The organism is Kitasatospora sp. NPDC030952 (genome assembly GCF_055571335.1).
Map to the genome: position 1 here is coordinate 459,688 of NZ_JBVIFM010000004.1, position 13,154 is coordinate 472,841.

Here is a 13,154-nt window from a genome sequence, read left to right on the forward strand (position 1 = left end):
CATGACGCCCGACACTGTGCCATCCGACACCGTGGCGCCGGACGCCGTGCCGCCCGACACCGTGCAACCCGACACCGTGCCGCCCGCCGGCGTGACGGGAAGCCCGAGCGCCGAACCGCCGGTGGTCGACTTCCCCCTGCGCGTGCCCGGCGAGTCCTTCCCGCCACCGCGCTACCAGGACTACCGGGACCGGCAGGGCCTGGTGGTGTCCTACCTGCCGAACGGCCGCAAGGTCTGGCTGGTGACCCGGCACGAGGACGTGCGCTCGGTCCTCACCAACAAGAAGATCAGCTCCAACCCGGACCACCCCGGCTTCCCCAACGTCAGCGAGACGATGGGCGTACCGCGCCAGGAACAGATCCCCGGCTGGTTCGTCGGCCTCGACTCGCCCGAGCACGACCGCTTCCGCAAGGCGCTCATCCCGGAGTTCACCGTCCGGCGGGTGCGGGAGCTGCGGCCCGCGGTCGAGCAGACCGTCGACCGGTGCATCGACGCGATGCTGGCGGCCGGCGACGAGGCCGACCTGGTGGCCGACTTCGCGCTGCCCGTCCCGTCGCTCGTCATCTCCTCGCTGCTCGGTGTGCCGCCGGTGGACCGGGACTTCTTCGAGTCCCGCACCCGCACCCTGGTCGCGATCCAGGCCTCCACCGACCAGCAGCGCGACACCGCCTCGCGCGAACTGCTGCGCTACATCAACCGGTTGGTGGCGATCAAGCAGAAGTGGCCCGGCGACGACCTGATCAGCCGACTGCTGGCCACCGGCGCGATCGAGCCCCACGAGATGTCCGGGGTACTGATGCTGCTGCTCATCGCCGGGCACGAGACGACGGCCAACAACATCGCGCTCGGCGTGGTGACCCTGCTCCGGCACCCCGAATGGATCGGCGACGACCGGGTGGTGGAGGAGACGCTGCGCTTCCACTCGGTGGCCGACCTGGTCTCGCTGCGGGTCGCGGTCGAGGACGTCGAGATCTCCGGGCAGCTGGTGCGGGCCGGCGAGGGCATCGTGCCGCTGGTGGCCGCCGCCAACCACGACGAGCAGGCCTTCTCCTGCCCGCACGCGTTCGACCCGGCCCGCACCGAGCGCCACCACGTCGCGTTCGGCTACGGCGTCCACCAGTGCCTGGGCCAGAACCTGGTCCGGATCGAGATGGAGATCGCCTACCGCCGGCTCTTCGAACGCATCCCCGGCCTGCGCCTCGCGGTGCCCGTCGAGGACCTGCCGCTCAAGTACGACGGCGTGCTGTGCGGCCTGCACGCACTTCCGGTCCGCTGGTAAGCCCCCGTCCACCAGACCGTTTCAGGAGATCCGTTCATGCGCATCACCGTCGCCACCGACCGCTGCGTCGGCGCGGGCCAGTGCGTGCTCAACGCCCCGGCCGTGTTCGACCAGGACGACGACGGCGTGGTCGAACTGCGGGACCCCGCCGTGGCCGCCGAGGACCGCGACGCGGTCGACACCGCCGCCACGCTCTGCCCGTCCGGCGCCATCACCGTCCACCGGGACTGAACCCCGCCCCGCGAGGGGCCCGAAGAGAGGACCGACCCCCCATGACCAGTCCCGGCACGGCGAGCACCCTGTGGCTGCGCCGCTTCCACCCGGGCGAGGACCGCACCGTACGGCTGGTGTGCTTCCCGCACGCCGGCGGCTCCGCGAGCTTCTACCTCCCCGTCTCCACCGCCCTGTCCGCCGAGGCCGAGGTGATCGCGCTGCAGTACCCCGGCCGGCAGGACCGCCGACGGGAGCCCTGCATCGAGTCCATCGCGACCCTCGCCGACCGGATCACCGAGGAACTGCTCACCCTGGACGACCGGCCCACCGTGTACTTCGGCCACAGCATGGGCGCCGTCCTCGCGTTCGAGACCGCGTGGCGGCTGGAACAGAAGGGCACCCACGCCCCCGGGGCCGTCATCGCCTCCGGCCGCCGGGCGCCGTCCACCACCCGCACCGAGACGGTGCACCAGCAGGACGACGACGGCGTCCTCGCCGAGCTCAAGCTGCTCAACGGCACCAACGCCCAGCTCCTCGGGGACGAGGAGATCCTGCGCATGGCGATGCCCGCGATCCGCGCCGACTACCGCGCCGTCGAGCGCTACACCTGCGGGACCGACCGGGTGCTCGGCTGCCCGGTCGTCGCCCTCACCGGCGACGCCGACCCCCGCACCACCATCGCCGAGGCCCGCGCCTGGCAGACCCACACCGCCGGCGGGTTCCGGCTCCGGGTCCTGCCCGGCGGCCACTTCTTCCTCGCCGACCAGCAGCCGGCGGTGCTCCGGGAGCTCTCCGCCGAACTCGCCGCGCTCCGCTGACGGACCGCCGGCCCGGACAAGGAACCCTGATGCGCACACTCCTGGTCGACAACTACGACTCCTTCACCTACAACCTCTTCCACTACCTCGCCGAGGTCAACGGCCGCGAGCCGGAGGTCATCAGCAACGACGACCCGGCCTTCCGGCCCGAGCTGCTCGACGCGTTCGACAACGTCGTGCTCTCCCCCGGCCCCGGCACCCCGCACAACCCCGCCGACTTCGGCCACTGCGCCGGCATAGCCCGCGAGGGCCGACTGCCCGTGCTCGGTGTCTGCCTCGGCCACCAGGGCCTCGCCCTCGCGCACGGCGCCACCGTGGGCCGGGCACCCACGCCCCGGCACGGGCGCACCTCGGCCGTCCGGCACACCGGCACCGGGCTCTTCCACCACCTGCCGAACCCGCTGGAGGTCGTCCGCTACCACTCGCTGGCGGTCACTTCCCTCGCGCCGGCCCTCGAACCGATCGCCTGGGCCACCGACGACGGCGTGGTGATGGCCCTGCGCCACCGCGAACTCCCCATGTGGGGAGTGCAGTTCCACCCCGAGTCGATCGGCACCGAGGCGGGCCGGCGGCTGCTGTCCAACTTCCGCGACCTCACCGAGCGGCACGGGCGCCGGCCCCGCGCCACCACGCCCCGCTCCCGCACCGCTCGCCGTGCGGTTCCCGTTCCCGGGCCCGCGCCCACGCCTCGGCCGGCCACCCGGCGCCTCACCGTCCTGACCCGGCAGGTGGCGACCGGGTGGGACGCCGAGACCGTCTTCGACCAGGTGTTCCGCGGCGGCAGCCACCCCTTCTGGCTCGACAGCAGCCGGCCCGGTGGCCGCCTCGGGCAGGTCTCCGCGATGGGCAACGCCGACGGCCCGCTCGCCCGCGTCGCCACCGCCGACGTCCACCGCGGCACCGTCACGGTGACCGCCGGCGACACCGCGCAGGTCGTCGACGGCGAGTTCCTGACCTGGCTCGACGACGACCTGCGCACGCTGGACGTCGACGTGCCCGAGCTGCCGTTCGACTTCGCGCTCGGCTGGGTCGGCTGCCTCGGCTACGAACTCAAGGCCGAGTGCGGCGGCTCGCGCGCCCACCGCTCGCCCGACCCGGACGCCGTCATGGTCTTCGCCGACCGCGCCGTCGTCGTCGACCACCACACCGGCGCCGCCCACCTGCTCGCCCTCGCCGAGGACGGCCGGAACGCCGGCGCACGCGCCTGGCTGGACGACACCGCCGCCCTGCTCACCGGACCGGCCCCGGACACCGACCCGCCCGCGCACACCCCGCCCGGCGAGGACGCCCGGCTGCGGCTGCGCCACCCCCGCGAGGCCTACCTCAAGCTCATCGACGCCTGCCAGGACGAGATCGCGGCCGGCGAGACCTACGAGGTCTGCCTCACCAACATGATCGACGCCCCCACCGACCTCGACCCCTGGCAGGCCTACCGCGCCCTGCGGCGGATCAGCCCGGCCCCGTTCGCCGCCTTCCTCTCCTTCGGCGACCTCGCCGTGCTCAGCTCCTCCCCCGAACGCTTCCTTCGGATCGGCCCGGACGGCCGCATGGAGTCCAAGCCCATCAAGGGCACCCGGCCGCGCGGAGCCACCCGCGAGGAGGACGCCCTGCTCGTCGCCGACCTCGCCACCAGCGAGAAGGACCGGGCCGAGAACCTGATGGTCGTCGACCTCGTGCGGCACGACCTCGGACGCTGTGCCCGGACCGGCTCCGTCGTCGCCGACCCGCTGTTCGACGTCGAGACGTACGCCACCGTGCACCAGCTGGTGAGCACCGTACGGGCCCGGCTGCGCCCCGAGTGCAGCGCCGTCGACGGCGTCCGGTCGGCGTTCCCCGGCGGTTCCATGACGGGCACCCCCAAGCTGCGCACGATGCAGATCATCGACCGGTTGGAGGGCGGGCCGCGCGGCATCTACTCGGGCGCGATCGGCTACTTCTCGCTCAGCGGCGCCGCCGACCTGAGCATCGTGATCCGCACCGCCGTGCTCAGCGGCGGGCGGCTGCGCTACGGGGTCGGCGGGGCGATCATCGCGCTGTCCGACGCCGAGGGCGAGTTCGACGAGACGGTGGTCAAGGCCCGCCCGCTGCTCGCGCTGCTCGACACCGCGCTCCCGCTGGAGAACCCGCCGGCCACCGCGCGCCGACGCAGTCCGTCCGGGGCGCTCCCGGCCGCCGTCTCGGGCTAAGGCGTGTCTGACAATTCCCGCCGGGCGCGCGACGCCGGAGCACGCGCCTCGCCGCGTTGTCGTCGGTCGCCGATGCTCCGCATGGACTCCCTCCTCCGCCTTGCGATGCACGCACCCCGACGCCGCGCGCTGATCCGACGCGAATTGTCAGACACGCCCTAGGCCCTGCCCCGCTCACCACCCGGGCCCGTCCCGCTCACCACCCGGGCCAGGGCGAGTCCCACCCGCAACTCAGGCTGGGGACGGCCGCCGCAGCCGCCCAGCGACCCCGTCAGGAGCGAAGGTGTCCGTCCACAGCGATGACTACGCGATCGATCCGGCCGCCGGCTCCCCCCGGGCGCTGGGCGGCCACACCCTGCCCGCCGTGTTCGCGGCGGCGGTGCGCCGGGCACCGGACGCCGTCGCCCTGGTCGACGGCGAGCGGAAGCTGACCTGGCGCCAGTGGGCGGACGACGCCGCCGCGCTGGCGCGGGCCCTCCAGGAGCTGGGCGTCGCGCCCGGCGACGTCGTCGCCGTCCAGCTGCCCAACTGCCCCGAGTACCAGACGGCGCACGTCGCCGTCGCCACCGCGGGCGCCGTCCTGCTGCCGGTCCACGCCGGGCACGGCGCCGCCGACGTGCGCGCCCTGCTGGCCCGGGTGGACCCGGTGGCCGTGCTCCTCCCGGCGGAGGCGGCGGCCACGGCGCCCGGCCTGCTGACGGCGGTGCCGTCCCTGCGGGCGGTGCTGGTCGCCGGGAGCGAGGCGCCCGCCGCGACCGGCGTCCACGCGCTGGAGCGCCTCACCGCCGAGTGGGCCGGCCACCCGCCGCACCCCGTCGAGGTCCGGCCCGAGGACCCGCTGGTCCTCATCCCGTCCTCCGGCACCACCTCGGCCCGGCCCAAGATCTGCCTGCACAGCCACGACGGGCTGCTCTCCAACACCGCGTCCGTCGCCGAGGAGGGCGGCCCGGCCTTCGCGGACGCGATCCTGACGGCCTGCCCGCTCACCCACCTGTTCGGCCTCCAGTCACTGCACACCGCGCTGTTCCGCGCCTGCCGGCAGGTGCTGCTGCGCGGCTGGGACCCGGAGCGCTTCCTCGCCCTGGCCCGCGCCACCGCGCCGAGCGCCGTCTTCGCCGTCCCGGCGCAACTCCACGACGTCGTCGCCACCCTGGCCCGCAGCGGGCAGCCGGCCGGCTTCCGGCCGCACGAGGTGCGCACCGCCGGTGCGGCGATCCCCGCCGCGCTGGCGGCCGACGTCCGGGCGGTGCTCGGCGGCGAACTCGTCGTCGTCTGGGGCATGTCCGAACTGGGCACCGGCACCCGGACCGCCGCCAGCGACCCGGCCGGCGCCGCCGTGCGCAGCGTGGGCCGGCCGACCAGCGGGGCGCGCGTGCGGGTCGTCGGCGAGGACGGGCGCGACCTCGCCCCGGGCGAGCCGGGCGAGCTCCAGTACCGCAGCCCGAGCATGTTCCGCGGCTACTACCGCGAACCGGACCTCACCGCCGCGGCCGTCACGCCGGACGGCTGGCTGCGCACCGGCGACCGAGCGAGTCTCGGGCCGGACGGGCTGCTGCGCTTCCACGGGCGCGCGGCCGAGCTGATCAACGTGGGTGGCCGGAAGTTCGACGCGACCGAGGTCCAGGACCTGCTGGCGGCGCTGCCGGGCATCGGCCCGCTCGCCGTCGTCGGGCGGGCGGACGCGCGGCTCGGCGAGATCCCGTGCCTCGTCCTCACCCGCGCCGCGGACCCGGCGATCGGGCTGCGGGCGGTGACCGGCTTCCTGCGGGAGCGCGGGGTCGCCGAGTACAAGGTGCCGCTGGAGCTGGTGACCGTCGACGACCTCCCGCGCACCCCGGCCGGGAAGCTGCACCGGCGGTCGCTGGAGGAGCTGGTGGCGCGGGAGGAGCTGGTGACACCGGAGGCGGTCGCCCCGCACCGGCCCGCGCTGGACCACGGCGACGCGCTGGACCTGGTGCGCTCCTGCGCGGCCGAGGTCATGGAGCGCGGCCCGGACGACGAACCGATCGGCGCGGACACGGCGTTCCGCGCGTACGGGCTGGACTCGGTGCGCACCGTCCGGCTGCGCAACCTGCTGGCGGAGGCCACCGGCCGTCCGCTGCCGGTGAGCCTCGGTTTCGACCACCCCACCCCGGCCGCCGTCGCGGCCCTGCTGTCGGGCACGCTCCCGGAGAGCCGGGACGAGGGCCCGTACGACGCCTCCGACGAGCCGGTCGCGATCGTCGGCATGGCGTGCCGCCTGCCCGGCGGCGTCTCCTCCCCCGACGACCTGTGGACGCTCGTCGCCGACGGCGGCCACACCGACTCGGCGTTCCCCGCCGACCGCGGCTGGGACCTCGACGGCCTGTTCCACGACGACCCCGAGCACCCCGGCACGTCCTACGTCCGCCGGGGCGGCTTCCTGGACGGCGCGGGGCGGTTCGACGCCGCCTTCTTCGGCTTCTCCCCGCGCGAGGCCCTGGCCGCCGACCCCCAGCAGCGGCTGCTCCTGGAGACGGCCTGGGAGGCGCTGGAACACGCCCGGATCGACCCGACCGGGCTGCGCGGCAGCCGCACCGGCGTATTCACCGGCGCGATGTACCACGACTACGGAGCGGACGCCCCGGCCGAGTTGGAGGGACTCCTCGGGATCGGCACCGCCGGCAGCGCGCTGGCCGGGCGGATCTCGTACTGCCTCGGCCTGGAGGGCCCGGCGCTCACCGTCGACACCGCGTGCTCCTCCTCGCTCGTCGCCCTTCACCTCGCCTGCCGGTCGCTGCGCTCCGGCGAGTCCACGCTCGCGCTGGCCGGCGGTGTCGCGGTGATGGCCACTCCTGGGTCGTTCGTCGAGTTCTCCCGGCTGCGCGGCCTGTCCCCCGACGGCCGCTGCAAGTCGTTCTCGGACGACGCCGACGGCGCCGCCTGGGCGGAGGGCGCCGGCCTGCTCGTGCTGGAGCGGCTGAGCGACGCACGGCGCAACGGGCACCCGGTGCTGGCCGTCGTCCGCGGCTCGGCCGTCAACCAGGACGGCGCCTCGAACGGCATCACCGCGCCCAACGGACCCGCGCAGCAGCGGGTGATCCGCCGCGCCCTCGCCGACGCGGGGCTCGCCCCCGGTGACGTCGACGCCGTCGAGGCCCACGGCACCGGGACCTCACTGGGCGACCCGATCGAGGCCCAGGCGCTGCTCGCCGTCCACGGCGGCGCGCGCCCGGCGGACCGGCCGCTGTGGCTGGGGTCCGTCAAGTCGAACATCGGGCACGCCCAGGCGGCGGCCGGGGTGGCCGGCGTGATCAAGACGGTGCAGGCGCTGCGGCACGGACTGCTGCCGCCGACCCTGCACGTCACCGAGCCGACCACCCGGGTCGACTGGACCTCCGGCGCCGTCCGGCTGCTGACCGAGGCGCAGCCGTGGCCCCGGGAGGACGGGCGGGCGCGGCGGGCGGGGGTGTCGTCGTTCGGGATCAGCGGGACGAACGCGCACGTGGTGCTGGAGGAGGCGCCGCAGGAGGCGTCGGTGGCGCCCGGGGTTTCCGAGCCCGCCGTGGACGGGCCGGTGCCGCTGGTGCTCTCCGCCCGCAGCGAGCCGGCCCTGCGGGCCCAGGCCGGGCGGCTGGCCGAGCACATCGCCGCCCACCCCTCGTACGCCCTGCCCGACCTCGCGCACGCGCTGGCGACCACCCGGGCCGTGCACGGCCACCGGGCGCTGCTGGTCGGCGCCGACCGCACCGGAACCGTCGACGCGCTGCGGCGGTTCGCCGCCGGGGAGCCCTCGCCGGTCGCCCCGGCGAGCGGTCGGCGCGACGGCGGGCGGCTCGCCTTCGTCTTCGCCGGGCAGGGCAGCCAGCGGCCCGGGATGGGGCGCGAACTCGCCGCCGCCCTCCCGGAGTTCGCGGCCGCACTGGACGAGGTGTGCGGCTTCCTGGACCCCCTGCTGGACCGGCCGCTGCGCTCCGTCCTGTGGGACCGTTCGGCCGGACCGCTCGACCGGACGGAGTTCGCGCAGCCCGCGCTGTTCGCCCACGAGGTGGCGCTCCACCGGCTGTTGGGGTCCTGGGGCGTGCGGCCCGACCTGCTGGCCGGGCACTCGGTCGGCGAGATCGCCGCCGCGCACGTCGCCGGGGTGCTGTCACTGGCGGACGCGTGCACGCTCGTTGCCGCCCGGGGACGGCTCATGCAGGCGCTCCCGGCCGGGGGCGCGATGCTCGCCGTCCGGGCGACGGAGGACGAAGTCCTGCCGCTGCTGGGCGAGTTCGTCTCGCTCGCGGCCGTCAACGGGCCGTCCTCCGTGGTCGTCTCGGGCACCGAGGAAGCCGTCGCGGCGATCGAGGCCCACTTCGCCGACCGGCGGACGACCCGGCTGCGCGTGTCGCACGCCTTCCACTCACCGCTGCTGGAACCGATGCTGGCGGAGTTCCGCGGCGTGCTGGAGGGGTTGTCGTTCACCGCACCCGCCGTGCCGCTCGTCTCCGGCGTCACCGGTCGCCCGCTGACCGCCGACCAGGCCCGCGACCCCGGCCACTGGGTGCGACAGGCCCGGGAACCGGTCCGCTTCCGGGACGCCGTCGCGCGGCTGCGGGCGGAGCACGTCGACGCCTATCTCGAACTGGGGCCCGCCGCCGCACTCGCCCCCATGCTGGGCGAGTGCCTGGCCGCCGGGGACGCCCGGGACACCGGGCATGCCGGGCGCGCCGGGCGCGCTGGGGGCGCCGGGCGCGCTGGGGGCGCTGGGGGCGCCGGAGCGTCCGCCGCCGTCATCGCGACCGGCTCGGCCGACCCGACGGACGAACCGCGTGCCCTGCTCGCCGCCGTCGGCCGGCTCCACCTGCACGGCGTGCCGGTGGACTGGGACGCCGTCCTGCCCGGCGCCCGGCCCGTGCCGCTGCCGACGTACCCGTTCCAGCGGCAGACGTACTGGCTCGCGGCCGCCGCCCCGCTGCCCCGGCCCGTGGCCCACGCCGACGCGCCGCTGTTCGACGACCGGTTCGCGACCGCCGGCCCGGAGGAGCGCGACGCCCTCCTCCTCAAGCTCGTCCTCGCCGAGACCGCCGCCGTACTCGGGCGCGGCGCCGACGACCTCGACGCCACCCACGCGTTCTCCGACCTCGGCGTCAACTCCGTCAACGCGATCGAACTGCGCGAACGCATCGCCGCCGTCACCGGCACCCCGCTCCCCGCGACCCTCGTCTTCGACCACCCCTCCCCGGCCGCCGTCGTCCGCGCCCTCGGCGTCCGGCTCGACCGGGGCACCGGGCCGGAGCCCACCGCCGCCGAGCTGATCGACCGCCTCGCCGTGCTGGTCGCCGCCGGCACCGCCCTGGACCCGGCCACCGCCACCCGGCTGCGCGACCTCGCCCGGCGGTGCGCCGCGCCCGCCGGCCCGGCCCGCCCGGGCCCCGGGCCCGACCTCGACGAGGCCACCGACGAGGAGCTGTTCCGCCTGATGGACGCCGTCGACTGAAAGCCCCTGAGCCCCGCCGACACCCCCGTACGGAGAGCCGACCATGCCCGCCCGCACCGCCCCGCCCCCGCCCGCCACGGCCGACGACGACCTCGTGATCGAGGCGGTCGACGTCGGCATGACCTTCGGCACCGTCCGCGCGCTCGACTCGGTCAGCCTCGCCGTCCCCCGGGGCAGCGTGCTCGCCCTGCTCGGCCACAACGGCGCCGGCAAGACCACGCTGGTCGGCGTCCTCACCACCGCCCTCGCCCCCACCACCGGCCGGGCCAGCGTCGCCGGGTTCGACGTCCGGCGCCGCCCCGCCGAGGTCCGCCGCCGGATCGGCCTCACCGGCCAGTACGCCACCGTCGACGGACGGCTCAGCGGGCGCGACAACCTCCTCCTGCTCGCCCGGCTGCTCGGCGCCGGCCGCCGCGCCGCCCGGACCCGCGCCGACGAGCTCCTCGACCTGTTCGACCTCGGGCACGTCGCCGACCGGCCCGTGCGCGGCTACTCCGGCGGCCTGCGCCGGCGCCTCGACCTCGCCGCCGGCCTGGTCGGCCGACCCGAGGTGGTGTTCCTCGACGAACCCACCACCGGGCTCGACCCGGTGAGCCGGCTCGGCCTCTGGGAGATCGTCGAGGGCCTCGTCGCCGAGGGCACCACCGTCCTGCTCACCACCCAGTACCTGGACGAGGCCGACCGGCTCGCCGACGCCATCACCGTGCTCTCCGGCGGAGCCGTCGTCGCCCACGGCACCCCCGCCGAACTCAAGGCCCGGGTCGGCCGTCGCACCGTCACCGTCGTCCTGGACGGCCCGGCCGGAAGCGATCCGGGAGCGGACTCCGAGCGCGCCGCCGACGCGCTGCGCAGGGCCGGATTCGCCCCCGCCACCGGGCGTGAGGGCGCCGCCCTGGTCGTCCCCATCGAGGCCACCCGCGACATCGCCGGCGTCGTCCGGGCGCTGGACGGGGTCGGGATCGAGGCCGCCGAGCTCACGTTCGGCGAACCCGGCCTGGACGACGTCTACCTCGCCCTGGCCCACCGCCCCGAGCACCTCGACCGCCCCGACCTCCTTGGCAGCGCCGATCGCCTCGACCGCCTTGTCAGCGACGACCGCGCCGACCGCCTCGTCAGCCCGGAAGGACCCCTTCGGTGACCACCACGCTCGACACCGGCCGACCGCCCCGCAGCTCGACGCCCACCGCGCCCGCCTGGCGCGGGAGCTCGCGGCTCACCCAGGTCCGCATCCTCACCGGCCGGTCCCTGCGCGCGCTGGTCACCGACCCGGCGGTGCTGCTCTTCGGCCTGCTCCAGCCCGTCATCACGCTCGTGGTGCTGTCCCAGGTGTTCAGCCGGATGGGGCTGCCGCCGCACTTCCCGCCGGACGTCACCTACCTGGACTTCGTCCTGCCCGCCGTCCTCGTCGACAACGCGGTGCAGTCCGCCGTCCAGTCCGGGGTCGGCCTCGTCGAGGACCTCCAGAACGGCATCGTCGCCCGGCTGCGCTGCCTGCCCGTCGCCCCGAGCTCGCTGCTCGTCGCCCGCAGCCTCACCACCCTCGTGCGCGCCGCCGTCCAGGCCGTGATCATCCTGACGCTCGGCACCCTCGTCCTCGGCTACCACCCGCGCGGCGGAGCCGGCGCGGTCGCCGCCTCGATCGGGCTGACGCTCTTCATGAGCTGGGCACTCGGCTGGCTGTTCATCGCGGCGGCGGCCTGGCTGCGCCGAGCCGAGCCGATCCAGAACCTCGCGATCATCGCCGTGCTCCCGCTGATGTTCGCCTCCAGCGCGTACGTCCCGACCGCCGACCTCCCGGACTGGCTGGCCGCCGTCGCCCACGTCAACCCGCTCACGTACGCCATCGACTCGACCCGCGCCCTCGCCCTCGGGCTTCCCGGGACGGGCACGGCGGTGCCGGCCCTCCTGCTCGGCGGCGCGGTGGCGGCGGTCGGCGCGTGGCTGGCGGTGACGGGCTTCCGCAGGCCGCTGACCCCGCGCTGAGCCCCGCCGGGTTGCTCGGCGCCACGGAGCCGAACGGGACCGGGCGGCGCGACGACGAACGGCCGGGCCCTCCCGCACGGTGCGGGAGGGCCCGGCCGTCGGCGTGCTCAGCCTGCGGTACGGACCGCGGACGAGTAGAGCGGCCAACCGTCCTGGTCCGGGCGGCACACCACCCCCGCGAACCGGCCGGACTCCCGCAACAACGCCGGCACCGTCGCGCCGTGCAGATGCCCGTGCTCGACCACCAGCGCACCACCCGCCCGCAGCAGGCCGGCCGCCGCCTCCACCACCTGCCGCACGACCCGCAGGCCGTCGGCGCCGCCGAACACGGCCTGGCGGGGCTGGTAGCGGCCGAACTCGTCCGGCACATCGGCCTCGTCCGGCATGAACGGCGGGTTCGCGAGCACCAGGTCGGCCCCGGCCGCCAGCCCGGTGAGCGCGCCCGCGCGGTCCGCCGTCCCCTCGTGGACGGTCACCCCGGTGTCCCCCAGGGCGACCCGACGGGCCGCGTTGCGGCGGGCGAAGTCCGCGGCGACCGGGTCGAACTCGACCGCGTGCACCCGGGCGTCCGGCCGCGCGTGCGCGAGGGCCAGTCCGATCGCACCCGAGCCGGCGCACAGGTCGACCACCGTCGGCGCCCCGGTGTCCGCGATGGCCTCCAGGCCGGCCGTCAGCACCAGCTCGCTGTGCTCTCGCGGCACGAACACCCCCGGCCCGACCAGGAGTTCCAGGCCGGCGAACGCCGCCCTCCCGGTCAGGTGGCCGAGCGGGACACCGTCGGCTCTCCTGGCCACCAGCTCTCGCAACCGCCGTACCGATCTACCGTCGAGCTCCCGCCGCGGATCCAGCCCGGCCGCGTCCACACCGAGCACCCGCGCGGCCAGTTCCTCCGCCTCCTGGCGCGCGTCCGTCCGGACCGCGCCCCCGAGTATCAGCGCCGCCTCGTCGAGCAGGTCCCCGAGCACCGTCGTCCCCATCCGTCGCCTCCCGGCCTCACCGTGCGGCGCCCTCGGCCGCACGCCACCGCCAACTGTGCGGCCGAGGAGTCTAGGTGAGCGTCCAAAACTGTTGTCCGGAAGGATGGTCGGACGATCGGGCGGCGAGGACCGGCACGGTCGTCGCGGGCCGGAACACGGCGTCGGGGGGGGGGGGGGGGGGGGGGGGGGGGGGGGGGGGGGGGGGGGGGGGGGGGGGGGGGGGGGGGGGGGGGGGGGGGGGGGGGGGGGGGGGGGGGG

The 13,154-nt window shown here is 76.0% G+C and carries 8 protein-coding genes; 7 read left to right on the forward strand and 1 reads right to left on the reverse strand.

Going from position 1 to position 13,154, the window contains the following annotated elements:
• Position 1: 1 nt before the first annotated feature.
• From ACZ47G_RS11695 to ACZ47G_RS11725, 7 genes are all read left to right on the forward strand, one after another.
• Entirely contained in the window at positions 2-1,279 is a 1,278-nt protein-coding gene (locus ACZ47G_RS11695; RefSeq protein WP_465741434.1) for a cytochrome P450, read from the forward strand.
• A gap of 36 nt (positions 1,280-1,315) precedes the next feature.
• On the forward strand, positions 1,316-1,510 hold the full coding sequence (locus ACZ47G_RS11700) for a ferredoxin (protein WP_465741436.1): 195 nt from the start codon (positions 1,316-1,318) through the stop codon (positions 1,508-1,510).
• A gap of 41 nt (positions 1,511-1,551) precedes the next feature.
• On the forward strand, positions 1,552-2,310 hold the full coding sequence (locus tag ACZ47G_RS11705; protein WP_465741438.1) for a thioesterase II family protein: 759 nt from the start codon (positions 1,552-1,554) through the stop codon (positions 2,308-2,310).
• Between the two features lie 29 nt (positions 2,311-2,339).
• Positions 2,340-4,496, forward strand: a complete 2,157-nt coding sequence (pabB, locus tag ACZ47G_RS11710; protein ID WP_465741440.1) for an aminodeoxychorismate synthase component I — start codon at positions 2,340-2,342, stop codon at positions 4,494-4,496.
• 283 nt (positions 4,497-4,779) lie between these two features.
• Entirely contained in the window at positions 4,780-9,936 is a 5,157-nt protein-coding gene (locus tag ACZ47G_RS11715; RefSeq protein WP_465741442.1) for a type I polyketide synthase, read from the forward strand.
• Between the two features lie 43 nt (positions 9,937-9,979).
• Positions 9,980-11,074 carry an ATP-binding cassette domain-containing protein gene (locus ACZ47G_RS11720; protein ID WP_465741444.1) on the forward strand — a complete coding sequence of 365 codons (1,095 nt, stop codon included), beginning with the start codon at positions 9,980-9,982 and terminating at the stop codon, positions 11,072-11,074.
• Positions 11,071-11,919, forward strand: a complete 849-nt coding sequence (locus ACZ47G_RS11725) for an ABC transporter permease (RefSeq protein WP_465741446.1) — start codon at positions 11,071-11,073, stop codon at positions 11,917-11,919. Before ACZ47G_RS11720 ends, ACZ47G_RS11725 begins: the two co-directional genes overlap by 4 nt.
• A 107-nt stretch (positions 11,920-12,026) precedes the next feature.
• Here the strand turns inward: ACZ47G_RS11725 and ACZ47G_RS11730 are convergent, their stop codons facing one another.
• A complete protein-coding gene (locus tag ACZ47G_RS11730; protein WP_465741448.1) occupies positions 12,027-12,896 on the reverse strand; it encodes a N5-glutamine methyltransferase family protein in 870 nt (289 codons plus the stop codon).
• Positions 12,897-13,154: the final 258 nt, after the last annotated feature.